At 66.3% G+C, this 26,395-nt stretch carries 22 protein-coding genes; 10 read left to right on the plus strand and 12 right to left on the minus strand.

Annotated elements, in window-relative coordinates; genetic code table 11:
- Positions 1-15: 15 nt before the first annotated feature.
- Positions 16-756: an SDR family NAD(P)-dependent oxidoreductase gene (locus tag ACZ5YA_RS04795; RefSeq protein ID WP_223283325.1), complete on the plus strand. Its 741-nt coding sequence runs from the start codon at positions 16-18 to the stop codon at positions 754-756.
- A complete protein-coding gene (locus ACZ5YA_RS04800; protein ID WP_165867796.1) occupies positions 753-1,583 on the plus strand; it encodes an SDR family NAD(P)-dependent oxidoreductase in 831 nt (276 codons plus the stop codon). Before ACZ5YA_RS04795 ends, ACZ5YA_RS04800 begins: the two co-directional genes overlap by 4 nt.
- A gap of 51 nt (positions 1,584-1,634) precedes the next feature.
- Here ACZ5YA_RS04800 and ACZ5YA_RS04805 read toward each other — a convergent pair whose 3' ends face one another.
- From ACZ5YA_RS04805 to ACZ5YA_RS04835, 7 genes are all read right to left on the minus strand, one after another.
- Positions 1,635-1,856: a YMGG-like glycine zipper-containing protein gene (locus tag ACZ5YA_RS04805; protein WP_013393765.1), complete on the minus strand. Its 222-nt coding sequence runs from the start codon at positions 1,854-1,856 to the stop codon at positions 1,635-1,637.
- Positions 1,857-1,865: 9 nt separating this feature from the next.
- Positions 1,866-2,273: a hypothetical protein gene (locus ACZ5YA_RS04810; RefSeq protein ID WP_251880176.1), complete on the minus strand. Its 408-nt coding sequence runs from the start codon at positions 2,271-2,273 to the stop codon at positions 1,866-1,868.
- A gap of 144 nt (positions 2,274-2,417) precedes the next feature.
- A complete protein-coding gene (locus tag ACZ5YA_RS04815; protein WP_059379766.1) occupies positions 2,418-3,140 on the minus strand; it encodes an ABC transporter ATP-binding protein in 723 nt (240 codons plus the stop codon).
- Positions 3,137-3,871, minus strand: coding sequence for an ABC transporter ATP-binding protein (locus ACZ5YA_RS04820; protein ID WP_118933093.1), 735 nt, complete (start codon positions 3,869-3,871; stop codon positions 3,137-3,139). Before ACZ5YA_RS04820 ends, ACZ5YA_RS04815 begins: the two co-directional genes overlap by 4 nt.
- Complete coding sequence (locus tag ACZ5YA_RS04825) at positions 3,868-4,815, minus strand: branched-chain amino acid ABC transporter permease (protein WP_059379768.1); 948 nt, start codon at positions 4,813-4,815, stop codon at positions 3,868-3,870. The genes ACZ5YA_RS04820 and ACZ5YA_RS04825 overlap by 4 nt, the downstream gene beginning before the upstream one ends.
- Positions 4,812-5,675: a branched-chain amino acid ABC transporter permease gene (locus ACZ5YA_RS04830; RefSeq protein ID WP_118933091.1), complete on the minus strand. Its 864-nt coding sequence runs from the start codon at positions 5,673-5,675 to the stop codon at positions 4,812-4,814. The genes ACZ5YA_RS04825 and ACZ5YA_RS04830 overlap by 4 nt, the downstream gene beginning before the upstream one ends.
- Before the next feature lie 18 nt (positions 5,676-5,693).
- Complete coding sequence (locus ACZ5YA_RS04835) at positions 5,694-6,902, minus strand: amino acid ABC transporter substrate-binding protein (RefSeq protein ID WP_118933090.1); 1,209 nt, start codon at positions 6,900-6,902, stop codon at positions 5,694-5,696.
- A 299-nt stretch (positions 6,903-7,201) separates the two neighbouring features.
- On the opposite strand from ACZ5YA_RS04835, the gene ACZ5YA_RS04840 reads away from it, so the two are divergent.
- The 4 genes from ACZ5YA_RS04840 to sorU all read left to right on the plus strand — a co-directional run bounded on the left by ACZ5YA_RS04840 (position 7,202) and on the right by sorU (position 12,284).
- Positions 7,202-9,616 (plus strand): penicillin acylase family protein, encoded by a 2,415-nt coding sequence (locus tag ACZ5YA_RS04840; protein WP_464092828.1) that lies wholly within the window; start codon positions 7,202-7,204, stop codon positions 9,614-9,616.
- Positions 9,617-9,867: 251 nt separating this feature from the next.
- Positions 9,868-10,500: a class I SAM-dependent methyltransferase gene (locus ACZ5YA_RS04845; protein ID WP_059379772.1), complete on the plus strand. Its 633-nt coding sequence runs from the start codon at positions 9,868-9,870 to the stop codon at positions 10,498-10,500.
- Positions 10,501-10,695: 195 nt separating this feature from the next.
- Positions 10,696-11,943, plus strand: coding sequence for a SorT family sulfite dehydrogenase catalytic subunit (sorT, locus tag ACZ5YA_RS04850; RefSeq protein WP_059379773.1), 1,248 nt, complete (start codon positions 10,696-10,698; stop codon positions 11,941-11,943).
- A complete protein-coding gene (gene sorU / locus ACZ5YA_RS04855) occupies positions 11,940-12,284 on the plus strand; it encodes a SorU family sulfite dehydrogenase c-type cytochrome subunit (RefSeq protein ID WP_464092117.1) in 345 nt (114 codons plus the stop codon). The genes sorT and sorU overlap by 4 nt, the downstream gene beginning before the upstream one ends.
- Positions 12,285-12,419: 135 nt before the next feature.
- Here the strand turns inward: sorU and ACZ5YA_RS04860 are convergent, their stop codons facing one another.
- The 4 genes from ACZ5YA_RS04860 to ACZ5YA_RS04875 all read right to left on the minus strand — a co-directional run bounded on the left by ACZ5YA_RS04860 (position 12,420) and on the right by ACZ5YA_RS04875 (position 17,387).
- Positions 12,420-14,855, minus strand: coding sequence for a TonB-dependent receptor (locus ACZ5YA_RS04860; RefSeq protein WP_464092118.1), 2,436 nt, complete (start codon positions 14,853-14,855; stop codon positions 12,420-12,422).
- 99 nt (positions 14,856-14,954) lie between these two features.
- On the minus strand, positions 14,955-15,974 hold the full coding sequence (locus ACZ5YA_RS04865; RefSeq protein WP_464092119.1) for a FecR family protein: 1,020 nt from the start codon (positions 15,972-15,974) through the stop codon (positions 14,955-14,957).
- A 4-nt stretch (positions 15,975-15,978) separates the two neighbouring features.
- Positions 15,979-16,644, minus strand: coding sequence for an RNA polymerase sigma factor (locus ACZ5YA_RS04870; protein ID WP_464092120.1), 666 nt, complete (start codon positions 16,642-16,644; stop codon positions 15,979-15,981).
- Positions 16,645-16,820: 176 nt separating this feature from the next.
- A complete protein-coding gene (locus ACZ5YA_RS04875) occupies positions 16,821-17,387 on the minus strand; it encodes a TetR/AcrR family transcriptional regulator (RefSeq protein ID WP_464092121.1) in 567 nt (188 codons plus the stop codon).
- Positions 17,388-17,585: 198 nt separating this feature from the next.
- Between ACZ5YA_RS04875 and ACZ5YA_RS04880 the strand changes: the two genes are divergently transcribed.
- From ACZ5YA_RS04880 to ACZ5YA_RS04895, 4 genes are all read left to right on the plus strand, one after another.
- Positions 17,586-18,707, plus strand: coding sequence for an efflux RND transporter periplasmic adaptor subunit (locus ACZ5YA_RS04880; protein ID WP_280015557.1), 1,122 nt, complete (start codon positions 17,586-17,588; stop codon positions 18,705-18,707).
- An 18-nt stretch (positions 18,708-18,725) separates the two neighbouring features.
- On the plus strand, positions 18,726-21,869 hold the full coding sequence (locus ACZ5YA_RS04885; RefSeq protein ID WP_464092122.1) for a multidrug efflux RND transporter permease subunit: 3,144 nt from the start codon (positions 18,726-18,728) through the stop codon (positions 21,867-21,869).
- 5 nt (positions 21,870-21,874) lie between these two features.
- Positions 21,875-23,320, plus strand: coding sequence for an efflux transporter outer membrane subunit (locus tag ACZ5YA_RS04890; RefSeq protein ID WP_464092123.1), 1,446 nt, complete (start codon positions 21,875-21,877; stop codon positions 23,318-23,320).
- A 69-nt stretch (positions 23,321-23,389) separates the two neighbouring features.
- Positions 23,390-24,016 (plus strand): hypothetical protein, encoded by a 627-nt coding sequence (locus ACZ5YA_RS04895; protein WP_464092124.1) that lies wholly within the window; start codon positions 23,390-23,392, stop codon positions 24,014-24,016.
- A 10-nt stretch (positions 24,017-24,026) separates the two neighbouring features.
- On the opposite strand, the gene ACZ5YA_RS04900 is transcribed toward ACZ5YA_RS04895, so the two are convergent.
- Complete coding sequence (locus ACZ5YA_RS04900; protein ID WP_464092125.1) at positions 24,027-26,207, minus strand: mechanosensitive ion channel family protein; 2,181 nt, start codon at positions 26,205-26,207, stop codon at positions 24,027-24,029.
- Positions 26,208-26,395: the final 188 nt, after the last annotated feature.

A 26,395-nucleotide genomic window follows, 5' to 3' on the forward strand; every position in this document is an offset into this window, starting at 1 on the left:
TCTTTCCATCATCACATGAGCAAAATGAACTATCCGGATCTGGCAGGGAAAATCGCGGTCGTCACGGGCGCCGGGGGCGGTATCGGTCGCGCCATGGCGGCGGCGTTCCGCCAGCAGGGCGCGACCGTGGTCGCCACCGACCTGGACCTTGAGGCGCTGTCGGGCGTGGACGCGGATTGCCGCCAGCTGGACGTCACGCAAGCGCAGGCGGTGCGCGAGCTGGCCGACGCGGTGGCCGCGCGGTACGGCGCGCTGGACGTGTGGGTCAACAATGCCGGCTTCATGGCGCGCATGCCCGCCCTGGACCTGGACGAAGCCGCCTGGCAACGCACCATGGACATCAACCTGAAAGGCACGTTCTTCGGCGCCCAGGCGGCCGCGCGGCACATGATTGCGCAAGGCAGCGGCGCCATCATCAACCTGTCCAGCTATGCCGGCGTCAAGCCGCGCCCGAATTGCGCCGACTACGCGGCGGCCAAGGCCGGCGTGGCCCATCTGACCCAATGCCTGGCGCTGGAGTGGAGCCCCAAGGGGCTGCGCGTCAACGCCATCGCGCCCGGTTTCATTGAAACGCCGATGAGCAGCTGGATGCACGCCGACGCCGCCACCTATGCCGAATACGTCGAGCGGCTGCCGGCGCGGCGCGTGGGCCAGCCGTCCGAGATCGCCGACGCGGCGCTGTACCTGGCCTCGCAGGCATCCGCCTATGTCACCGGCCACGTGCTGATGGTCGACGGCGGAGTCTCCAAGACATGAGCGACGGCAAAGATCTGGCGTCGTGGTGGAACGGCAAGGCGGCCGTGGTGACGGGCGCGGCCAGAGGGCAGGGCGCGGCCGAGGCGTTGCGCTTGCTGCAGGCCGGCGCGACCGTCTACGCGCTGGACGTCTTGCCCGAAGGCGACGCGACCTGGACGGACTTGCGCGCGGCGGCGGGCGCGGATGCCGAACGGCTGCGCATCCGGGTGGCGGACGTGGCCCGCGAGTCCGATTGGCTGGCGTTGGCGGACGAGATTTCGCAGGGGGGCGTGCCGCTCTACGGCCTGGTCAACAACGCCGGCGTGACCCTGCGCAAGACCGTGACCGAGACCACGCACGCGGAATGGCGGCGGCTGCTGGACATCAATCTGGACGGGCCGTTCCTCGCTATCCGCAACCTGGCCGCGCTGATGCCGCAGGGCGCGGCCATCGTCAATACATCTTCGACGGCCGGACTCACCGGCTACTTCAGCGCGGCCTACACCGCCAGCAAGTGGGCCTTGCGCGGCCTGACGCGGGCGGCGTCGCTGGAACTGGCCGGGCGCGGCATACGCGTCAACACGGTATGTCCGGGTTTGGTGGAAACACCCATGATCATGCAGCCCAATGCCGTGCATGACGCAGGCCGGGCGCGCCTGTTCTATGAAGGCAACCGCGACGCCACGCCGCTGTCGCGCGGCGCGGATGCCGACGAGATCGCGGCGGCGGTGATGTTCCTGTTGGGACCGGAGGCTTCGTTCATCACCGGCGCGGACCTGCCGGTCGACGGCGGCATGACGGGAGGAGGGGTGTACTGGCGGATCGGCAAGTCCACCGGCAATCTGTAGCGACAGTCCCGGGCCGCGGCCCGGGACTGGCCATTGCGCAAGGGCGCAGGCTTAGTGCTTGTCGCCGTAGATGTTGCCGGCGATGCCGCCGGCGGCGGCGCCGATGGCGGCCCCGGTCCAGCCGCTGCCGCCCGCGATGGCGGCAATGCCCGCGCCGGCGGCCGCGCCGATGGCCGCGCCCGACAGCGTGCCTTGCTGCTTGGAACTCATGTTGGTGCAGGCAACCAGCGACCCCATCATGAGGCCTATGGCAATCGATCGGATGACTTTCATGGCTGACTCCTAGCGGGCGCGCTTGGCGGGAGCGGCGGGGGTGGCCGGCGCCGCGGGCGCGACGATTTCGAACCAGAGCGTTTCGACCACGGGGCGGTCCATCCGGGTCGGATTGGCGGCGTACCAGCTATCCAGTCGTTCGCGCACCGAATCGAGCGTATGGCTCTGCAAACCCCTGGCAAAGCGCGGGATCAGCGTCTGGTTGTCGGCCGGCGCGCGGCGCTGCTGATAGGCTTGCTCCACTTGGATGAGGTTCGCCATGCCCAGCAGGTAGGCCTTCTTCAGATTTGTGTCGGACTCCGTCCATTGCTTCCCGGTGACGATGGGCGCTGGATCGGAAGGCGCCGCCGTCACCGGCGCGGCGACCAGCAACGACAGCGCTAGCGCTACAGGACCTAACAGGTGTTTCACTTTCATCGCATCGCTCCTTGGAGGAACAAAAGACAGAAAAACAACCCAGTGACGCCATACGCGCCGCGCGCTTGCAAGGGCCGGGCGGCGGGCGACAACAATCAATGTAGGCTCGAAAGCAGGCCGGCGCAAGAGGCGCGGCGGACCGGTTCAGATTCCCAGATAGGCTTGCCGAACCTTGGGATCGGACAGCAGCGATTGCGCCGGACCGGAAAGCGCGATGCGGCCGGTTTCCATGACATAGCCGCGGTCGGCGCCCGTCAGCGCCAGGTGGATGTCCTGCTCCACCAGCAGCACCGTGACGCCTTCCTGGCGTATGCCGGCCAACACCTCCATCAATTGCTCGACCACCACCGGCGCCAGGCCCAGGCTCATTTCGTCGATCATCATCAGCGCGGGCGCGGCCATCAGCGCGCGCGCCATGGCGCACATCTGCTGTTCACCGCCGGACATGCTGCCGGCGAGCTGGCGGCGGCGCTCGGACAGCCGCGGAAAGTAGCCGTAGACGCGGTCCAGGTCGCGCGCGACGGCCGCCTTGCCGCGGCGGCGGTAGGCGCCCATGAGCAGGTTGTCCTGCACGGTCATGCGGTCGAACAGCTGGCGTCCCTCGGGCACCTGCACCATGCCGCTGGCGAAGGCCTCGTCCGGCGTGGCGCGCGACAGCTGGCGGCCGTCCATCACGATGCTGCCGGTGCAGGGCAGCACCCGTGACAGCGCCCGCAGCAGGGTGGTCTTGCCCGCGCCATTGCTGCCCACCAGCGCCACGATCTCGGCGCGGCGGACCTCGAGCGCAATATCCTGCAGCACCGGTAGTTCGCCATAGCCGGCGCTCAGCCCTTCCACCTTCAGCAGCGGGGCGGCGGCGTCGTTCATGCGCGCCTCTTGCCCAGATAGGCCTGCACCACCTCGGGGTCGGCCAGCACCTCGTCGGGCGCGCCGTCCGCGATCTTTTCGCCGTGATGCAGCACCAGCAGCCGGTCCGACAGGCTCTTGATCGCCTTGATGACGTGTTCGATCACCAGCACGCTGATGCCGCTGGCGCGGACCTTGCGGATGACCTCGATGACCTCGTCGATCTCCACCAGGTTGAGCCCGGCCATGACTTCATCGCACAGCAGCACCTTGGGCTGCATGGCCAGCGCCTTGGCCAGTTCCAGCCGCTTGCGGCCCGGCCCGCCCAGCTCGTCGGCGCGCTGTCCGGCCGCGCGGCCCAGGCCGACGAAATCCAGGCAGGCACGCGCCTGCTCGCGCGCCAGCGCCAGCTTGGGCTGGCCGCCGCCATGGCCGAACAAGGCGCCCACCGCCACATTGTCCAGCACCGACAGGCCGGGGAAGGGCCGCATGATCTGGAAGGTGCGGCCTATGCCCAGGCGGGCGCGCCTGTACGCCGGCAATGCGTCTATCGGCTTGTCCTGGAACAGGATCTCGCCCGCGGTCGGCGCAAGCGTGCCGCTGATCAGGCTGACCAGCGTGGTCTTGCCGGCGCCGTTGGGACCGATCAGGCCGAGGATCTCGCCCTCGGCCAGCGTGAAACTGACCTGGTTCACGGCTACCAGCCCGGCGAAGCTCCGGGTCACGTTGCGCACGTCCAGGATCGGGTTCATAGCCGGTGCGCCCGTATGTTGTCGGCGAAATAGCGCCAGCCCGACTTGCGCGCGCGCCGCAGCAGGTCGGCCAGACCGCGCGGCATCAGCACTACCGCCGCGACGATTACCGCGCCGTAGAACAGCCCCGCCACGCTGGTGATCTCGCTGGACAGCAGTTCCGATATGGCCGACAGCGAGAACGCGCCCACCACCGGGCCGAGCACGGTGCCCGCGCCGCCGAACACGGCCATGATGATCATCTTCACGTTCAGGCTGATGTCGAAGGCGCTTTCAGGATCGAGGAAGGTGATCCAGTAGGCATGGATGCCGCCGGCCAGGGCGCTGAACACCCCCGAGATGGCAAACGCCGTCACCTTGTACAGCGTCGTGTTCACGCCCATGACGGCCGCGCCTTCCTCGTTTTCGCGGATCGCGATCAGGCCGAAGCCGAAGCGGCTGCGCGTGAGCCAGGCGACGGTAAGCGTGGCCAGCGTCAGCAGGCCCAGGGCCAGTTCGTAGAACAGCGGGTCGTTGTTCAGCGGCGGCAGCACCAGTCCGATGTTCTGCCCGGCCAGCCCGATGTTGGAGACGATGGCCGTCATGACCTGCGCCAGCGCCAGGGTGGCGATGGCGAAATAATGGCCGCGCAGCCTCAGCACCGGCATGCCCAGCAGCACCGCGAAGACCAGGGCCAGCACGACGCCCAGCGCCAGCCCCGCGGCGAATGGCAGTTCCCACTGCGCCATGGCGATGGCCACGCCGTAGCTGCCCAATCCATAGAAGACGGAATTGCCGAAGGACGCATAGCCGGCGTATCCGCCGATGATGTTCCAGCCTTGGGCCAGCACCGCCAGCAACAGCGTGTTGATGCCGAACTGCACCAGCACGTCGGAGCCATACCAGGGCACGCCTGCCAGCACGGCCAGCGCCAGCAATGCCAGCAGTACGCGCGGCGTCTTCATGCCGCTCTGCCCAACAGGCCGCTGGGCTTGACCAGCAGCACCAGCACGAGGATGCCGAAGCTGGCCACATCGGCGTAGGTCGGTCCCACGTACAGCGTGGTCAGCGATTCGACGATGCCCAGGAACAGGCCGCCCACCATCACGCCCAGCGGATTGTCCAGTCCGCCGATGATGGAAATGGCGAAGCACTTCGCGGTCAGCGTGGCGCCGATGTAGGGATTGATCTGCGAGACCGTGCCGTACAGGCCGCCGGCCGCGCCTGCCAACGCCAGGCCCAGGCCGAACGTCACCGCATACAGGTGGCGCGGCTCCACGCCATAGAGCCTGGCGGCGACCAGATTCTGCGCGGTGGCGCGGATCGCGCGGCCCAGGCGGCTGTGCAGCAGGAACAGCCACATGCCCAGCGTGATGGCCAGCGCCACGCCAAAGGCGGCCAGCCGCGCCATGGGCAGCGTGACGGGACCCAGCGCATAGCTGTCGCCGGCATAAGGCGGGTTGATGGTGCGGAAGTCGGCCGAGAACGCCAGCTGCGCCAGATAGGTCAGCACGACCTCCAGGCCGAAGGTGATGAGCAGGGTGTTGAACATGGGCGCGCGCACCACCAGGTTGAGCAACCCGCGCTGCAAGGCGTAGCCCAGCAGGAACATCGCCGCCGCCGTCAAGGGCAGGCCCAGGAAGGGATCGACGCCCGCGTCGTTGTACAGATACCAGGACGCGTACGCGCCCAGCATGATGAACGCGCCGTGCGCCAGGTTGACGATGTTCAGCACCCCCCAGACCAGCGCCAGGCCTTGCGCCATCACGGCATACAGCCCGCCGAGCAGTATGCCGTTGACGAGGATTTGCGCGAGCAGATCCATCGTGTCCTCCCGCCGGTCCTAGCGCGCGTTCCAGGCTGGCATCGGATACTTGGGCTGCGTGATGAAGCCCTTGGCGCCGTAGATCTCGGCCAAGCGGTCATCCTGCACCTGGATCACCACCTGAGGCAGGTCGATCTGCCCCTGGGCGTTGAAGGCGACCGGGCCGTACAGGCTGTCGAACCTGATCTTGGCCAAGGCGTCGCGCACCTTCTGCGGATTGGCGCTGCCGGCGCTTTCCATGGCGTAGACCAGCGCTTCGACGTCGGCCACGCCGGACGCCGCGTGATAGTCCGGGTCATAGCCGAACTTGGCCTTGTAGGCGCGGGCGAACTGCTCCGCGTCGCCGAACCAGCGGTCCTTCAAGGCCGCCGAAGGCAGCCATGCCGTCATGCCAAAGGCGTAATCCGCGTCGCGGCCCAGCGCCTTGCGGAAGTCCTCCGACGGCACGCCCACGGTGAAGGAATACATCTTGGGCGCGACGGCCAGGCTCTTGGCCTGGCGCACGAAATTCAGGATCTCGGTTTCGTGTCCGGCCACCAGCACCGCATCCACGTTCTTGCTCTTGATCTGCGACAGCAGCGAGTTGAAGTCGGTGGCGTTGGTGCTGTAGCGCTCGTCCATGGCGATGGGCAGGCCCGCGGATTTCAGCAACGGGCGGGTGCCCTCGGCCACCGAGACGTCGAAGGCGTCATCCGCATACAGCAAGGCCACGCTGGCCGGCGCGGGCTTGAGCATCTTCAGCATTTCCACGGTGCTGCCGAAGTAGTTGCTGGCCGGCGCCAGCGTGCCGAAGATGTACTTGAATTTGCGCGAGAAAATCTGATCCGAGGCGCCGCCGCCCTGGACCATGGGCACCTTGTACTTTTCCGACACCGCCGAGTCGGCCAGCGCGAAATTGCTGGCGAAGGGACCCAGCAACAGATTGGCCTTGTCCTGCGTGACGAGTTGCGTGTACTGCCGCACGCTCAGATTGACGTCCGACTGGTTGTCGTAGATCTTGAGCGCCAGCTTGCGCGTTTCGCCGCCGATCTTCACGCCGCCCGCGGCGTTGATCTGGTCCACCGCCATCTGGTAGGCATCGCGGTAGTAGCGGCCGGTGTTGGCGACGGGGCCGGTCAGTTGCACGGACGCGCCCAGCAGGACATCGGGCGCCGGCGCCGCTGCCGCGGCGGCGCTGTACAAGGCCAGCGCCAGGACGGGCAGGGCGAGCAATAGTCTCCGAGACATGATGATGTCTCCTGCAAGTTCCTATGCGGTCCATTTTCTGCCCATGCGTTTACGTCTACCTGAACCTCGGCAGGGGTCGGCGCTGGTTACATATTCTGACTAAGCTGATCAAATGAAACAGCGTTCCACCGCAAGCCGATTTGGTTGTACATATGGCAAGGGCCTGGAGAGGCCCTGACTGTCGCATTGGGCGGCATGACCCTCGATGCCCGACAGGCAGATAGAAGACAAATAAACCCGAGGAGGAGTCAATGCGTATGTTCAATCGCAGGGCCGCGGCATTCCTGGCGAGCGGGCTCATGGCAGTGCTGGCAGGCTGCGCGTCGCCCGGAGGCAAAAAAGAAACCGTCGATATGAAGGGGCTGTCCCAGCCCGTGGAGATCGTGCGCGACCGCCACGGGGTGTCCCACATCTACGCGCAGAACCAGGACGACCTGTTCTTCGCCCAAGGCTTCAACGCGGCGCGCGACCGCCTCTGGCAGCTCGACCTCTGGCGCCGCCAGGGCGAGGGCAAGATGGCCGAACAGTTCGGCCCGCGCTTTGTCGAGCAGGACCGCGCCGCGCGCCTGTTCCTGTACCGCGGCGATATGCAGGCCGAATTCGCCAGCTACCATCCGCAGGGCAAGGCGATCCTCACGTCCTTCGCGGCGGGCATCAATGCCTATATTGATTGGGTCAAGGCCAATCCCGAACAGATGCCGCCGGAATTCAAGCTGACCGGCACCGAACCCGGCTATTGGAGCCCCGAGACCTCGCTCATCCGCATCTACGGCCTGACCCGCAACCTCAGCGAAGAGGTGCGGATGGCGCAACGCGTCGCGGCGCTGGGCCTGAACGCCGTGCAGGGACTCAGCACCTTCGAGCCGCCCCTGGCGCTGCAGGTGCCAGCTGGACTGGACGTGCGCGACGTCGACAGCAAGGTCCTGGTGGACTACAACCTGGCGCGCAACGGCCAGAAATTCGTCGCTGCCGACTTCCCGCGCAGCCCGCTCGCGGCCGCGGAGCGCGAAAAGCTCGCGCAGGAATTGTCCGCCAACCTGCTGGCGTCGCTGGATCCTGCGTTCGACCCCATGGCGACCCGCTACGAGAGCAACAACTGGACCATAGCCGGGCAGCATACGGCCAGCGGCAAGCCCATCCTCGCGGGCGATCCGCACCGGTCCATCACCATGCCATCGCTGCGCTACATGGTGCACCTGAACGCGCCGGGCTGGAACGTGATCGGCGCCGGTGAACCGGCGCTGCCGGGCGTGTCCATGGGCCACAACGACCGCATCGCTTTCGGACTGACGATCTTCGCCTTCGGCGACGAGGAAGACCTGTACGTCTACGACACCAACCCCGCCAAACCGGACGAGTATCGCTACAACGGCCGCTGGGAAAAGATGCGGCAGGTGGACGAGTCGATCCCCGTGCGCGGGCAGTCCGCCGCGGTGCGCCAGCTGAAGTTCACCCGCCACGGCCCGGTGATTTACGTGGATCCGGTGAAGCGCAAGGCCTATGCCTTGCGCGCGGCCTACCTGGAATTCCCCGGAACCGCGGCCTATCTTGCCAGCCTGCGGCTGAACCAGGCGCAGAACTGGAACGAGTTCGTCGCCGGCATGGAGAAGCACTACACCCCCAGCGAGAACATGGTGTACGCCGACGTGGACGGCAACATCGGCTGGTTTGGCGGCAGCATCGCGCCGATACGCCCGCGCGCGGATTGGTCCGGGATGCTGCCGGTGCCGGGCAATGGCGAGTTCGAATGGCGCGGCGTGCTGCCCGGCAGCGCGCTGCCCCGCGCCTACAATCCGCCCGAAGGCTATATCGCCACCGCCAACGAATACAACCTGCCGGCCGATTACCGCTATAAGGACATGTCGGCGCGAACCTGGGCCGAACCCTACCGCGTGCAGCGCATACGCGAGGTGCTGGCCGACAGCAAGGGGCAGACGGTGCAGAGTTCGCAGGCGCTGCAGTACGACAACCTGTCCATTCCGGCGCGCACGCTGACGGGCTACGCGAAGTCGTTGAATTCGGCCGATCCCGCGACGTCGCAGGCCTTGAGCATGCTGAAGGACTGGGATGCCCGCGTGGGAACGGAATCGCGCGCGGCGACCGTCTACGAGTTCTGGCTGCCCGAGGTCGTCAAGCGCGTGACTGAACTCTACGTGCCGGCCAACGGCCGCGCCGCCTTCGGCAATCTGTCCACCGCGAAAACGCTGGAGAAGCTGGCCACGCCGGACAGCGCCTTCGGCGCGCAGCCGCAGCAGGGCCGCGACGCGCTGCTGCTGCAGGCGCTGAACGACGGCCTGCAGAAACTGCGCGCCAAGCTGGGACCGGATTCCTCGCAATGGCAGTGGGGCAAGCTGCACCACATCCAGTTCGAGCACAGCCTGGCCGGCCTGTTGCCCGAGGCCACTGCCAATGCCTACGGCACGCCGCGCTATCCGGTCAGCGGCGACAACGACACCGTGCACCGCGCCACGTTCCGCGCCAGCGACTTCCGCCAGACCAGCGGCGCGTCGTACCGCCAGGTGATCGACGTGGCCGACTGGGACAACTCGCGCATGCAGAACGTGCCGGGACAATCCGCCGACCCGCGCAGCCCGTACTACCAGAACCTGCTCAAGGACTGGGCTACCGGCGAGTACTTCCCCATGGCGTTCAGCCGCGCCAAGGTGGATAGCGAGAAGGCCGGCACCCTGAATCTGCGGCCGGCTCAGCGCTGATTCAGGCCAGGCCTCCCGTGGAGCGCCGTTCGATCAGCGTGGCCTGGGGGTGATCGAACGGCGTGCAAACGCAGGCAGGCGAGAGTTATGCAACCTGAACTTTCCGCCTGCGGTCGCGCATGGGTGCGGCAGGCATGCCTTGCGCGGCTGAATTGACAAGGGTGCTTACCGACGGTTGCGGGCGCGGCGGGCCTGGCGCAGTTAAGGTTTCGGGGTCGTACGGAATTCCCGATCCAGGAGACTGAGGCCTCATGCATTCCACGCAATCCTACAAGACCGTTGTTCCACGCCAGCCTGCGAGCCGCTCGCCGATGGGCTGGTTGCAGGAGCGCACGCAGTTCGTCCGGGCGCTGCTGTCCAATCCCGCGGCCATAGGCGCGGTGGCGCCATCCGGCCCGGCGTTGGCCGCGGCCATTACCGCTTGCATTCCGCCCGGCGCGGGCAAAGTCCTGGAACTGGGCTGCGGCACGGGCGTCTTCACCCGCGAAATGTTGCGCCGGGGCGTGGACCCGGCCAATCTGGTGCTGGTCGAACAGGACATGGCCATGAGCAGCAGCTTGCAGGCGCAGTTTCCGGAGGCGGCGGTGCTACGGGTGCCGGCGCAGGATCTCTGCCGCAAGCGCCATCCCGAAATGGATGGGATCGGCGCCGCCATCTGCGGCCTGCCGTTGCGCAATATGAGCCAGGCGCATCACCAGCAACTGCTGGCCGCCGTATTCGACGCGCTGCCGGCAGAGGGCTCGATGGCCCTTTTCACCTATGGGGTGCGCTGTCCGATATCCGCCAGCGTGCTGGAGGCCTGCGGCTTGATGGCCAGCAAAGTCAGGTTTGTGCCGCTGAACCTGCCGCCGGCTTCGGTCTACCGCCTGGTCCGGCAGGCGTAGGCGGCTGGCCTATCCAAACGGGCTAGGGCAGGGTATTGCAAATAACTAATTGACACGAAAAGATCGCTCAACCAACATCGCAGTCATAACTATTGGCGGCCTGGGACACGTGCGTGCGGGGTAAACAGCCACGTCGTAGCAGGCCGGCAGGGTTCTGGAACACCAACGATTCCGGACCCCAACGAGGAGACTGCAATGCGTTCATCCCTGATCGAGAGCGCGGCGCGACGGCGCCTGTTGGCTGGCGGCGCCAGCGCCCTGGCCGCAGCAGGCCTGGGACGCGCGGCATTGGCCGCCGAGCAGAAAGCCGCGCCAGCCGCGGCTGCCGCACCGGCGCCGGCATCTGCCGCCAAGCCGCTGCCGGCTTATGCGGCCTGGAAGCAACCCGATGCGATGATCGTGCACAGCGCCAACACCATAGAGACGCGGCGCGAGGCATTCGGCAACGGGGTGGTCACGCCGCTGCGCCAACTCTACGTGCGCAACAATCTGCCGCCGCCTGACGAGTCCATCGTCGCCGACCGGGACGCATGGGTCGTCGAAATCGCCGGAGTGGCCAAACCGATGTCGTTGAGCGTGGGGCAATTGAAGACCATGGGCTTGCAGACTTTGGCCATGGTCTTGCAGTGTTCCGGCAACGGCCGCGGCTATTTCCCGAACAAGCCCAGCGGCACGCCCTGGCAGGTCGGCGCGGCCGGTTGCGTGATCTGGAGCGGCTTGCCGGTCAGCGTGCTGGTCGAGCACTGCGGCGGCATGGAGGCGGCGGCCGTGTTCATGACCGGAACCGGCGGCGAGAAGCTGCCTGACGGCCTGGATCCGAACATGGTCATGGTTGAACGTTCCGTGCCCAAGGAAGCGATGCGGGATGCGCTTCTGGCGTGGGAGCTGAACGGCGAGCCGATCCCGCTGGCCCATGGCGGTCCCTTGCGCCTGATCGTGCCGGGCTACACGGGCGTGAACAGCGTCAAATACATCAAGCGACTGGCCTTCACCGAAAAGGAAAGCGCGGCCGCGATCCAGCAGACCGGCTATCGCCTGGCGCCGCCGGGCCAAAAGGGAGACCCCAGCCAGCCCTCGGTCTGGGCCATGGGCGTGAAGTCGTGGATCAATACGCCCAATCCGGCCGCCTCCACCTTGAAGGCCGGGCGCGTCGTGGTGCAAGGCGTGGCTTTTGGCGGCACCAACGGCATCAAGCTGGTCGAGGTTTCGATCGACGGCGGCAAAAACTGGCAGAAAGCGGAACTGGTCGGCCCGGATCTGGGGCGTTATGCGTGGCGCCAGTTCGCATTGCCGGTGGAACTGACGGCCGGCGAACATGTGCTCGTCAGCCGCGCGACCGATACCGAAGGCCGGGTGCAGGAAGAAGAACGTCCGCAGAATTCCGGCGGATACATCAATAGCAGTTGGCGCGATCATGCCGTGGCCGTGGTGGCCAAGGCATGAGGGAAACCGCGCTGGCGTCACCCAGGAAGCGCGCATTTGGCGCCGGATTATTGATCGCCTGCCTGCATGCCGGCGTGTTGGCAGCCGACCCCGACATGGAGGCGGGCCGCGCCTTGTTCGTCGGCGCGACGCCAGCCTGTGCGATATGCCATACCCTGAACGACGCCCAGTCCAGCGGCGCCATCGGCCCCAAGCTCGATGAGCTCAAGCCCGACGCGGCGCGCGTGGAAACGGCCATCCGCAACGGCATCGGCCAGATGCCGGCTTATACGAGCTTGTCGGATAAGGAAATCGAGGTGTTGGCGGCGTATGTGGCCAAGGCTACCGGCGCGCAGCAGTGAGCGCGGCGCCGTGCGCCAGTATCTAGCGCGCTGCGCACGCGTCTGGCGCGGGGCGATACTGGAACCGGCAGGCTGAGATGCCTGCGGCCATGAGCGGGGGCCGCGCCGCAGCCGGCGGCTCGGCCTGCTCATGGTTTAGAAATCGATGGATGCCGACAGCAGCACCGACCTGGGCGAGCCCAGGCGCAGATACCCCTCGGATGCCGACGACCAGTAATCCTTGCCGAATACGTTGTTGACCGTGGCGCGCAGCGTGACGGGGTGATCGAAGGCGCGGGTGGCGTAGCGCATGCCCAGGTCCCACCGGGTCCAGCCCGGGATGCGGCGGCTGTTTTCCAGGTTCTGGTACTGCCAACTGGTCGACAGGGCGCGTGCGCTCAAGGTAAGCCCGGGCGCAAACGAGGGATCCCATTCCATGCCGATATTGGCCATCCAACGCGGCACGCCCACGGCGCTGTTGCCATCGGTTTGGGGCTTGGCGGTGCGGATCATCGTCGGCTGGATGTAGGTGACGCCGCCCAACAGGCGCACGCCGCGCGCCAGTTCGCCATAGGCGTTGAATTCCACGCCGCGGTTGCGCTGTTCGCCGCTCATGTCGTAGCGGGTCACGCCGTTATCGACAGTCGTCAGGCCGGAGGGCTGCTTGATCTGGAACAGGCCCAGCGTGGTCGTGAGCGTACCGAAATCGACCTTTACCCCAGCTTCGATCTGCTTGGTCTTGATGGGCGCGAAGATCTCGCCTGCGTTCGAGGCTCCAGCCGGAGCGATGGGGCCCGCTGTCAGGCCTTCTATGTAGTTGGCGTACAGCGAGACATCGGTCCATGGCTTGACCACCAGGCCGAAGGCCGGCGTGACGGCCGATTCGTCGTAGCTGGAAGTCTCCCGGCCGGTGGTGTAGCTGTAGTTCGTCGCCTTCACTGTCTGGTAGCGCAGGCCAGCTGTGAATTGAACCCGGTCATCGGCAAAGGAGAGGGTGTCGGCCAGCGCGACAGTCGGCAGCTTCAGCAGGGAAGTGCGCGGCGGCGAGCTGGATAGGCCGTCGATCGACGGTTTGGGGATGTCGGCAGGATCGTACAGATTGGATGGCGACAGGCCGAAAATGTAGTAGTCGTAATAGCCGGCGCGCTGCTCGAACGTGGAGTAGCTCAGACTGGCTTCGTGCTTCACGGGGCCGGTACTGAAATTGCCGCGCGCGCCCCACACGGTGGAAACGTTCTGCTCGTAGCTGGGCCAATAGTACGGGCGCATCAGCAGCTCGCCGGTTGAGCCGACCACTATCGGGTCGGCGTACAGGTAGCGATTGTTGCTGCGCCGGTAGCCTACGCCGCCGAATACGGTCAAATGCGGGGCCAGGTCGTACTCGGCGTGCAACACGCCATAGTTGTCGCGCGACTTGGCATAGCCCCAGTCAGGGGAGTAGCCCTTGGAAGCATCTGGCGGGCGCGGCACGGGCAGGCTGTCGCCGAAGATCAGCACGCCCGAATCGCCGGGCGCGTCGATGTTGTTGGTCTGGTGGCCGGCGTCCAGCGATACGCGCAGCCGTTCGCCGCGGTAATCCAGGCCGACCACCGCCACGACGAGCTGGTTGGATTGGTTCTGCACCGCCGTATCGCCGTCGCGGTATGACCCGTTGAAACGGAAGCCGAATTCCTGGTTCTCGCCGAAGCGCCGTCCGATGTCGACCATGCCGCCAAATCGGGAGTCGGACTGATAAGTTGTTGTCAGCTGGGTCAATGGGTCGTCGCCGGCGCGCTTGGGGACGACGTTGATGCCGCCGCCCACGCTGCCACGGGGGCTCATGCCGTTCAGCAGGGCGGTCGGACCCTTGAGCACTTCCACGCGCTCGACGCCATCCAGCGCGATGGTGCGCAGCGGCAGCATGCCGTACAAGCCGTTGAACGATACATCCTGGTTGCGCACCGGAAAACCGCGGATCTGGAATTCGTCGCCGGTTCCGGCGACCGAGCCTTGCCCGTCGTTGACCGTGCGCACCGACGCGTCGTTCGCCAGCACGTCGGCGATGGAGTTGGCCTGCTGATTCTGGATCAGTTCAGCGGTGTAGCTGGCGATATTGAACGGCGTGTCCATCGCATCGCGTTCGCCCAGCAGGCCGACCCGGCCGCCGCGCGCGACCTGGCCGCCGGCGTAGGGTTCGGGCAGTTGGGAGCTTCCCATTACCTGCACCGGCGCCAATGTAGTCACCGCCGGAGTCTGCGCGGCGCCGGTCACCGCGTACCCGCCGCCAGGCGTGGACGCGGCGGACAGGCCGGATCCCAGCAACAGCCGGGACAACGCTTCCCGGACCGTCATGCGGCCGGCCACTGCCGGCGCCTGTTGCGCGGCAATGTGGGCGCCGCCGGCCATGATGGGGGTGCCGGTCTGGCGTGAAAGCATGGTGAGCGCCGTGTTCAGCGACTGCGCAGGCACATCGATGGCATGGAGCTGTTCCGGCGCTGTCTGGGCCTGGTTTACGGCGGGTACGGCGGCCAGCGCCATGGCCATGCCGCCCGACAGCGCCAGGCCCAGCGCGGAACGGCCCAGGAATGGCCGGCAAATACCGGATTGGTGCATTTCAACTCCGTCTATCGAGAAATCCGCCGCCCCGATGGCGGCCTTATCGATACAGAAGACGGATGAGGCGCGAAAATGGAGACACCCAGCCGGGAAAAATCAGCGCAGCCGCAGTACGACATCGCCGTTCGGACGGGATTCCGCGCGTAGCGGGAGGATCGCTTCAAGCAGATTCGCCGCGTTGTCGGCGTCGGCGCTGCGAAAGCGCCCGGTCAGGCGCAGCGCGTTGACCTTCGGATCGGCAGTCCTGAGCGGGCGCTCGCGGAAGGCGTTGATGGCAGGCAGGGCCTCGTCCAGACGTAGGTTGTCGAACCATAGCCAGCCATTGCGCCAGGCGGCGATGCTGTCAGGATCGATGCGCCGGACGGCATCCACTTTGCCGTTACGCCAGTTGACGGCGGTGTCGGCGTGCAGATCCAGGGCGGGGCCACTGCGCGCCAGGCTGTACCAACGGACATCGGGCAGAGCAGGGCGGAAGCGCACATGGCCTTCTTCCACGGCCACGGAGACTGCGCCGCCACGGTCGCTGACGCTGAACACCGTGCCCACGACCTCGACCTCGCCGCCGCGGGTGCGGACGAGGAATGGGCGGCTAGCGTCGGCGGCGACCGTGAACAGCGCTTCGCCCTGGGTCAGTTCCACCAGGCGTTCGTGGCGGTAGAGACTGACCGCGAGGCGCGTGCCCGGACTCAGGTCGATGCGGGTGGCCGGGCCGCCGTCATCGCGTTGATCGGGTACCTGCGCCTGCGATAGTTGGCGGGAGCCGGTTTCGTGGGATGCCTGGTACAGCGGCTGCCGCCGGTACCAGCCCGCGCCGAACAAGGCGGTACAGGCGCCCGCGGCAGTCCAGCCCAGCAGCGCACGGCGAGGCAACTGGCGATCCGAGGCAAGGATGAGGTCCTCCTGGTCGAACTGCGTGCGCATTTCCGGCGCCATGGCGGCAAGCAGTTGCCAGCGCCGGAAGGCTTCGAGGTACGCGGCCTCGTGCTGCGGCGTACGTGCGCGCCAAGCGGTCAGCCGGGAAGCCGCCTGGCGCGCGGCGCGTTCGGTTGCGACTTCAGCAGTAGCGATCAGGCTCAGGGCCTGGTCGATGAGCGCCTCGTCGAGGATCTGCGGCATGATGTCAGTCGCTCGCGCCCGTGACGTGAGCGCTCCCGCGTTCCCGGCCGCCGCGGACTTCAGATTCCAGGTACAGGTTGCGCAACGCGTGCGAACAATCCAGGGTCGCGCGCACCAGATGCTTGGCAACCGCCGCTTCCGTGATACCCAGCTTTGCCGAGATTTCGGCGCGGCTGTAGCCGTAGGCGCGGAACAGCAGAAAGACTTGCATCCGCCGCGCGGGCAGAGACGCCAGCACCGCGGCTACGCGCTCGACCATCTGGCGCTGCGACACGACTTGCTCGGCGGACGGCGCCATCGCTTCGGCTTCCAGCGGTCCATGCAGGGCCTGCCAGTTCTGCGCGACCTTGCGGCGGCGCGCCTCATCGATGCAGAGATTGTGCGCGACGCGGAACAGCAGGCCGCGCAAGGATTCGATCGCGGGGCCGTTCTTTCGTGCCTGGTCCAGACCGTTGGCGTAAACGCGCTCGAAGCTTGCCTGGGCAATGTCGGCGGCGTCGTCCGGGTTCCGCAATTGGTAGTTCAGATGCCGCTGCAGGTCGCGGTGATGGCCAAGCAATTCGTCGACGAATCCGCGTACCGTCGAGGTGGCTGCGGGCTGTTTGAGGGAACGGGTTGGGGAGGATGCGGACATCGGGGCTGGAGAAAAAGCGGCTTCGGCCAGGGACACTCAGTCATGGTTATTTTCAATAATGATTCCTATTATTGTTAATAAGGTAGTGGGCCGCAAGCAATCGTTTACCCGGCGGGCCATACGCATGCTTGGTGCCCAGAGGAAAGGGCGCATGCGATGTTCCAAAAACCGGGTTCTTCGGACATTGACGTCGTATGCGGGTCTTGCGTGGATCAAGAGGCCGGGTTGGCCGCCCCTTCCAGAAAGAGCTTCTGCACCATCGACGCCATCCCTAGCGGCGCGATTTCCCCGCGCTGCGCGGCATCCATCGCCGCATACAACAGATAGTCGTACGCCCTGACCAGCCACAGTGAAGGCACGTCTATGCGGAAGACGCCCGCCTTCTGGCCGTTCAGGAAGAAGGTCTCCAGCGCTTCCCCGTAGAACGACGGTATCGGTACGTTGGCGTCCTCGGTTCGCGCATCGATCACGCGGATCCACTCGGCGTGGTTCCAGAACAGGTAGTACTCCCGGCCCTGGACCACCGCTTCGGTCAGGCGCTGCAGCGCCGCCGCATGGGGTGGCGTCTCCAGGTCCGCCCGGGCCAGCGCATCCTGCAGGTGTTGGGTGGCCCGCTCCATGAGCAGGTCGATGACCCCCTCGCGGGTGGGCGATATCCGGTACAGCGTGGCCTTGCTGATCCCGGCGCTGCGCGCCAGCTGCTGCAGGTTCGCCCTGGGCTGTTGCGAGACGGACAGGGCCAATGCGCGAGCGAGTTTGTCGTCGAGGCCTTCAGACATGGGAGTTCTCCTGGCGACCGATGTTGATGAGTCTTTTTGAATTCAGTTGTGGTGAAAAACACACGCATAAAGTCTACTACGGATCTAAAGAGTCTAATCAATTTCGAATGAATCGATATTGACTCATTTAAATCCAATAAGTACTATCGGGTCCTCGATCGCCTCAGCCTGAGGCGGCAATGGATGTCAGAGGACTACATGACCCGATTCAGAGCCAGCGCCGTGGCGCTATGCCTACTCGCCGTTCTCGCCGGGTGCGGCAAGCCGGAACCGCAAGCGGCGCAGGTGCCGCCCATCGAAGTGGCGCCGCTGGTCATTGCTCCCCGGCCTCAGGCGATCATGGTCGACCTGCCCGGGCGGATTTCGCCCGTGCGCGTGGCCGAAGTGCGCGCCCGGGTGGCGGGCATCGTCCAGAAGCGGCACTTCGAGGAAGGGGCCACAGTCAAGGAGGGCGATCTGCTGTTCACGATCGAGCCGGCGCCGTTGGATGCCGCGCTGGGGCGCGCACGAGCAGCGCTGGCGCGGGCCCAGGCCCAGGTCAAGCAGGCCCAGGCCCTGGTCAGCCGTTACCAGCCGCTGGTGAAGATCGAGGCCGTCAGCCGCCAGGAATATGACGACGCAGTGGCCGCGCTTCAGACTGCGCAGGCCAATCAGCAGTCGGCCCAGGCGGACGTCAAGACCGCGCAGCTGGATCTGGGCTACGCCAGCGTGCGCGCGCCCATCTCGGGCCGCATCGGCCGCGGCCTGGTGACCGAAGGCAGCCTGGTCGGGCAGGGCGAATCGACGCCCATGGCGCTGATCCAGCAGATCGATCCCATCTATGCGGACTTCCGGCAGCCCGTGAATGCGGTGCTCAAGCTGCGCGAGGCCGCCGCGGGCGGCCAGATGCAGGCGGGCGGGCAGGGCGAATCGGCGGTGAGCGTGCGCGTCGACGGCACGAACTACACGGCCCAGGGCAAGCTCCTGTTCTCCGACGTCTCCGTGGATCCGGGCACGGGCCAGGTGTTGCTGCGCGGCGAGTTCAGCAATCCCGACGGATTGCTGCTGCCGGGCATGTACGTGCGCGTCAGCGCGGAGCAGGGCAGGGACCAGAACGCGATCTTTGTGCCCCAGCGCGCCGTGATGCGCGGCGCCGACGGCCAGGCCAAGTTGTTGCTGGTGTCGGCCGAGGGCCAGGCAGAGGAGCGCGCGGTGCAGACCGGCGCGATGCAGGGTATGGAGTGGCAGATTACGCAGGGGTTGGCGGCGGGCGACAAGGTCATCGTGGACGGCGCCGCCAAGATCCCCGCCGGCACGCCCGTGACCGTCAAACAACCTTGAGCCCGGACGGATCACATCATGCCGAACTTCTTCATCCAGCGGCCCAACTTCGCGTTGGTCATCGCGATCTTCATTTCCCTGGCGGGCCTGCTTGCCATCTTTGCGCTGCCGGTGGCCCAATACCCCAGCGTTGCGCCGCCACAGGTCATCATCAAGGCGACCTATCCGGGCGCATCCGCCGAAGTCATCAATAACACCGTCATCAGCCTGATCGAGGAAGAGCTCAACGGCGCCAAGGGCCTGCTGTACTACGAGTCGCAGAGCAACAGCTCGGGCGTGGCGGAAACCACGGTGACTTTCGAGCCGGGCACCAACCCCGACCTGGCGCAGGTGGACGTGCAGAACCGCATCAAGCGGGTGGAGTCGCGCCTGCCCCAGGCGGTCATCCAGCAGGGCCTGCAGCTCGAGCAGGCCAGTTCCAGCTTCTTGCTGATCTACGCGCTGACGTACAAGGACGCCGGCAAGGACCAGGTGGGCCTCGCTGACTACGCCGCCCGCAACATCAACAACGAAATCCGGCGCGTGCCCGGCGTGGGCCGGGTGCAGATGTTCGCGGCCGAACGGGCGCTGCGCATCTGGATCGATCCGGCCAAGCTGGTTGGCTACGGCTTGTCGGTAGATGAGGTCAACAAGGCCATCGCCGCGCAGAACGTCCAGGTTTCGGGCGGCTCCACGGGTGAACAGCCCAGTCCGGCGACGCAGGAAATCACCGCGAGCATCATGGTTCAGGGCCAGCTCACGAGCATCCCGGAGTTCGAAGGCATCGTGCTGCGCGCCAATCCGGACGGTTCCACGGTGCGGCTGGGCGACGTCGCCCGCATCGAGCTGGGACGCCAGGACTACCGCCTGTCCAGCCGCCTGAACGGCCAACCGGCGGCGGCCATGGGCGTGCAGCTCGCGCCCGGCGCCAATGCGCTGGAAACCGCCAAGGGCATCAAGTCGCGCCTGGCCGAGCTGTCCAAGAATTTCCCCAGCGACATTGAGTACAGCGTGCCGTTCGACACCTCGATCTTCGTCGAGGTGGCCATCTCCAAGGTGTTGATGACCCTGGCCGAGGCCGTGGTCCTGGTGTTCCTGGTAATGCTGTTGTTCCTGCAGAACTTCCGCTACACCCTGATCCCGACCATCGTCGTGCCCATCTGCCTGCTGGGCACGCTGGCGGTGATGCTGCCGCTGGGCTTCTCCGTCAACATGATGACCATGTTCGGCATGGTGCTGGCGATCGGCATCCTGGTGGACGATGCCATCGTGGTGGTCGAGAACGTTGAACGGCTGATGGCCGACGAGGGCTTGTCGCCGAAGGAGGCGACCATCAAGGCCATGGGGCAGATCAGCGGCGCGATCGTGGGCATTACGCTGGTGCTGGCGGCGGTGTTCCTGCCGCTGGCCTTCATGACGGGCTCCGTTGGCGTGATCTACCGCCAATTCTCGGTGTCGCTGGCGGTGTCCATCCTGTTCTCGGGCTTCCTGGCACTGACCCTGACGCCGGCGCTCAGCATCCTGTTGCTCAAGCCGATCGAGAAAGGGCACCACGAGAAGAAGGGCTTCTTCGGCTGGTTCAACCGCGTGTTCGCGCGCATGACCGAGCGCTATTCGGCCACCAATGCCCGCCTGCTGGCCCGCACCGGCCGCATGATGGTGCTGTATGTCGTTCTGGTGGGTGCGCTGGGCTACGTCTATACGAGCCTGCCGTCGGCCTTCCTGCCGACCGAAGACCAGGGCTATATGAACACGGACGTGCAGTTGCCGCCGGGCGCCACGCTGTCGCGCACGCTGGAAACGACCCAGCAGCTGGAAGGCTACCTGGACACGCGCCCGGCGGTATCGGACGTGCTGACACTGCAAGGCTTCAGCTTTTCCGGCCAGGGCCAGAACGCGGGCCTGGGCTTCGTGATGTTCAAGGATTGGGCCCAGCGCGGCAAGAGCGAGTCGGCCATGGCCGAGGCGGACCAGGCCAACCAGGCCCTCGCGGGCGTTCCCGACGGCGTGCTGTTTTCGGTGGTGCCGCCGTCGGTGGAAGGCATGGGCAATTCCTCGGGCTTTGCGCTGCGCTTGCAAGACCGCGCGGGCCTGGGCCGGGAAGCCTTGCTGTCGGCGACTGAGGCCCTGATGAAAAAGGTGTACGAGAATCCCAAGGTCTTCTCCTACATCCTGATCGAGGGGCTATCCGACGCGCCCGAGCTGGACCTGCGCATCGACCGCAGCAAGGCCGAGGCCCTGGGCGTGTCGTTCGACGCCATCAACTCGGCGCTATCCACCGCGTTCGGCTCGGCGCTGGTCAACGAGTTTCCCAACCAGGGCCGCATGCAGCGCGTCATCGTGCAGGCCCAGCCCGAAAGCCGCGATACGCCGGAATCGGTGGCCAAGCTCAACGTCCTCAACCGTGCAGGCGAACTGGTGCCGCTGGAGTCCTTCAGCGAGATCGGCTGGAAGCACGGCCCGGTCCAGTTGATCCGCTACAACGGCTACCCCAGCATCAAGCTCATCGGCGATGCCGCGCCGGGCGGCAGCACGGGCGAGGCGATGAAGGAAGTCGAACGCCTGATTTCGGAATTGCCTGCCGGCATCGGCTTCGAGTGGACCGGCCTGTCGTTCCAGGAAAAGGCCACGGGTTCGCAAGCCCCCATGCTGCTGGCGCTGGCGCTGCTGGTGGTGTTCCTGGTGCTGGTCGCGCTGTACGAAAGCTGGAAGATCCCCGCGTCGGTGCTGCTGATCGTGCCGGTAGGCGCGCTGGGCGCGGTGGCGGCGGTGATCGTGGCCGGCTTGCCCAACGACGTGTATTTCAAGGTGGGGCTGGTGACCATCATCGGCCTGGCGGCCAAGAACGCGATCCTGATCATCGAGTTCGCCAAGGACCTGCATGAGCAAGGCCGCTCGCTCAAGGAGGCCGCGATCGAGGCCGCGCGGCTGCGGTTCCGTCCCATCGTGATGACCTCGGTCGCCTTCATCCTGGGCGTGGTGCCGCTGGTCATCGCAACGGGAGCGGGCGCCACCAGCCAGCGCGCCATCGGCACGGGCGTGCTGGGCGGCATGCTCAGCGCCACCATCCTGGGCGTGCTGTTCGTACCCGTGTTCTTCGTCTGGACGCTATCCGTGTTCAAGCGCCGCAAGGCGCAGCCCGCGCCCGGCCAATTGGCGACCAACCAAGCAGGTGAAAAGTGAAAGCGATGAGCCTTACCCTCATGCGGTTCAAGCCGCTGGCCGCGGCCGCCGCCGTCGTGGCAATACTGTCGGGCTGCGCGCTGGCGCCGACTTATGAGCGCCCCGCGTCCCCCGTCGCCCAGCAGTGGGGCGCCGAAGGCCAGGCGGACTTCGCGTCCGAACCGGGCTCGGCCGCCGCCACCCTGGACTGGCGCGGCTTCGTGACCGACCCGTCGCTGCGTGGACTGATCGAAACTGCGCTGGCCAATAACCGGGACTTGCGCCGCGCCTTGCTCAATGTGGAAGCGGCGCGCGCCATGTACCGCGTGCAGCGGTCCGAGCAGCTGCCGTCAATCGGCGCCCAGGCCAGCGGCTCGCGTCAGCATAATCCAGCGGATCTGAATACCAATGGCACGTCCGGCGAGCAGAGCGAATGGCGCGCCGGCGTGGGCATCACGGCTTTCGAGCTGGACCTGTTCGGCCGCGTGCGCAGCCTGTCGGAGGCGGCGCTGCAAGAGTATCTGGCCACCGAGAACGGCGCCCGCAGCGCCCGCATCAGCCTGATCGCGGAAGTGATAGAGGCCTACCTGACACGCGAAGGCGCGCGCCAGCGCGGCCTGCATACCGAGCGGACGCTGGCATCGCGTGAGCAGTCCTTGCAACTGATCGCCCGGCGCCGCGCCGAAGGCGTTGGTAGCGCCCTGGATTATGAGCAGGCGAAGGGCCTGGCGGACCAGGCGCGCGCCGATCTGGCGCGCATGGAGCGGCAGTACCGGCAGTCGACCAATGCGCTGACGTTGTTGGCAGGAATCAGCGACATGAGTCCGTACCTGGCTCCCAACGACGGCGCCGCGCCCATGCTGGTGCAGCAACTGCGTGCGGGTGTGCCGTCCGAGCTGCTGACCAACCGGCCGGACATCCTCGCCGCCGAGCATCGCTTGCAGGCACGTAACGCCGACATAGGCGCCGCGCGCGCGGCATTTTTCCCCCGGATTTCCTTGACCGGCATGTTCGGTAGCGCCAGTTCTGACCTGTCGGATCTGTTTTCGGGTGGTCAGCGGGCCTGGTCCTTCGCGCCACAAATCACGCTGCCGATCTTCGACGGCGGCCGCAACCAGGCCAACCTGGATTTGGCCCGGGTCCGCAAGGAAGCGGCGGTGGCCGAATACGAACAGTCCATCCAGACCGCGTTCCGCGAGGTCATGGACGGGCTGGCCGCGACCGACACCTTGCGCAGGCAGGAGGACGCGCTGCGCGCGCAGACCGACAGCAGCCAGGCCGCGCTGCGCCTGTCCGAGGCGCGCTATCGCGGCGGCGTGGACAACTATCTGCGCTACCTGGATGCGCAGCGCAGCGACTTCGCCAACCAGATTGCGCTGATCGAAGTGCGTACCGAGCGCCAGATCGCCTTGGCCTCGTTGTTTCGCGCGCTGGGCGGCGGCTGGCGCGGTGATGAGGTGGCCGGAAAGTAGGGCGGCCATCTTGCGGCGGCCGGTCCTGGCGGCGGGCCGCAATCATGAAAGGTGGTTCCTGGATTCTCTGTGACGACGATGCTGTTTCTATCCGCCAGCTACTTGCTGATCTACGCCAACATCGCTGCCGCGCTTCGTTGCGCAGCCGGACCGTTGGACGGCCGTTCGGCGCTACGGGGCGCCGGGCACGCGACGGCGGGCTGCGCGGCACTGGTGGGGCTGCTATTGGGAACTGAGGTCATGGGTCCTGCGACCTGGAATGGGCCGTATGTGGAGACGCGGAACTGGTCTCCCGCCGCCTATTTCGTCTCCGGATTGCTGAGCATGGCGCTCCTGGTCGCTGCGAAGCCGTTGCAGGCGCGCGCGGAACGCGTGCGTGGCGTGGCGGCTCTCAGGACAGGAGTCTTGTGGTTGACGGCGGTGGCGGGCCTGTACGTTTGCCTGGCCGTCCTGGACCATGCGTACTTCTTTCGTGATCCCGCGATGACCCGCCGCGTCAGGCCCGAAGCGGCCGAGGCAGGGTTGGAGTGCGTGGGCGATAGCTTGCTGGTTCGGTTGGAAGGCGACGCGGCGGATTACAGGTGTCCGACCTCGGTGTTGTTCGGCCGGCATTATCGCGAGGTCTTCGCGCCATGGCCGGGCTATGAAGCGGGAGCTAGCGTCCGGCTCAAGCAGCGCGTCGACGCAGGGAGGTGAGGGAAGGGCATCACGCGCTCTGGTCCGAAGCCTCGGCCGAGCGCTTGGGCGGACGCGCCCTGGACAGCTGCACGTTCATGCGCGGCATGGACGGTTCCAGTCCGGCCTGATCCAGCCGGCGCCGCAGGCGCAGGTTGAAGGCGCGCTGGACTTCCCATTGCCGCAGCGGCGCCGTCTTGAAGCGGAAGCGCAGGATGGCCTGGCCGTTGTCGAAGCTTTCAACTCCTTGCTGTTCTATCGGAGACCACAGGAAGGGATAGATCGCCGGATCGGTGCGCAGCTCCATGGCCACCTCGCGGATCAGCGCCTCGGCGTCGTCGATCGGCATGGTGGCCGGCACCGGCCAGCGGAACATGGCGTAGCCGAACTCGCGCGAGTAGTTCTTGATGGTCTTGATCTCGCTGAACGGAATCGTGTGCACCACGCCATCCAGGTCCCGCAGGCGCACGGTGCGGATGGTCAGGCCCTCGACAAACCCAAGGTGATTGCCCACGTCCACGTAGTCATCGATGGAAAGGGAGTTCTCGATGATGATGAACAAGCCCGTGATCAGGTCGGCCACCAGCGATTGCGCGCCGAAGCCGATGGCCAGGCCGATGACGCCGGCGCCAGCCAGCAGCGGCGTGACGTTCATGCCCATGTTGGCCAGCGCGACGATCACGGCAATCACGAAAATCGTGGCGAACAGGATATTGCGAATCAGCGGCAGCATGGTCAGCGCGCGGACATTGGCCCGGTTCTTCCCGCTTGCGCCCAGGGCGTGCTGCAGCGCGGTGTCCGTGAGTATCCAGATCAGCCAGGCCACCAGAAGGGTGCCGACGAAGCTCGCGACCCTGGGGCCGATCGCCGATCCGCTGGTTTCCATGAGCCCGATCAGCGACAGGCCCAGCACGCGCAGGCCGATTTCCAGGAACACCAGCAGGTTGGCGACCCAGAGCACGGTGTAGCCGAAGTATCTGAACTGTCCCAGGTAGGCAGTGCGCCGGTTGGCGGCGCGGCTGGAATTCAGGTAGGCGCGTCGGATGATGGCGCTTGCGGCCATGCCCGCGATGGCCACCAGCGCGCAGAGCAGGGCGCGGCGTATCACCTGATCGCTGTCGTCGGCGGTGGCGAGGGTGGTCACCAGCGAGATGCCGACCAGGATGAGGAATGGGATGAACCACAGCGGACCGATCAGCCGCAACAGTTTGTGCAGCCCCTGGCGCTTGACGCGGCGATCTCTGGGCTGATTGCGGATCAGGTGCGTGACGGGCCGGCGGAACCGCAGGATGAACAGCGCGCTCAGCGTCGCGGCGGCCACGTTGGCCAACAGGCCGGCGAATTGCGCGATGCCCGGTCCGAACACGCCGGTTATCTCAGGATCGTGCAAGGCGTCGCCCAGGGCGGCCAAGCTGCCTATCAGCCAGAGTGGCAAGTCCGCGCGCCGCTGCAGGATGTCGAGCGCCTGGCCGCGGTGCGGGCCGTCCAGCAGGGTCAGGGCGATCAGGCAGAGGGATGAAAACAAGGCGCCGACGAGCAACACGTAGGCGAGCACCAAGGCCCCGAGCCGGCCCACGGAGTCCGGCGTCAGGACGGAAAGAGAGAGCATGATCACGAAGGCGATGGCCCAGGGCGCCAACTGCCGCGCCGCCTGCCAGAGCAGCTGGCGGGTCTTCGGACGGCCGCGCGCCGCGTCCGCCGGCGCCCGACGGCGCTCGAGGCGCCGGCCTATCCAGCGCAGCGCCAGGGCCAGACCGGCCCAGATCGCCAGGACCATCAGGAAATCGGCTATCAGCGTGGGCCACTCGCGCCATGCGGGCAAACCGGTTGCGAGTTCGGCTCGTGCCTGCCGGTACAGCATGCCCCAGCGGGTCAAGGCGCCTTCGGGGCCGTCCAGGCGTCTTTCCAGGCTTTCGGCGGTGTCGCGGATGAGGGCGAGAATGCCGTCTTTTTCGTTCGTCGCACCTGGCTTGGTGGCGTCGCGCAGTTGCTTCAACTGGCCCAGGAGGTCTGCGCGTTGCTTGTCGTTTTCCAGCGTCTGGATGACCTGGTCCAGCGATTGGTTCGGCTCCGTGCGGTCGACGGGCTTGCTGGCAGTCGATCCGGTCAGGCTGGGTAGCGCTGCAGATGAGGCCGGAGGGAAACCCAGGAGCAACGCGAGGAGTATCAGCGGCAGGTACAGGCGGAAATGGCGCAGGGTTGAAACTTGCAAGATCGCCTCGCTGGTGATGATACGGATACGTTTTAGAGGAGTCCCGGATGTGATGCAAGGTTTGGTCTTGCAAGCCGCCGGCAGAGCGATTCCTGGACCGTCAGCTCGGGATTGTGGCGAAGGATGCCAAGCTGTCCGCCAGCGGCTATGGGAAACTCTGCCTGATCTATCTGTAATACGCATAATGT

The sequence above is a fragment of the Achromobacter sp. JCM 18799 genome, assembly GCF_055395645.1.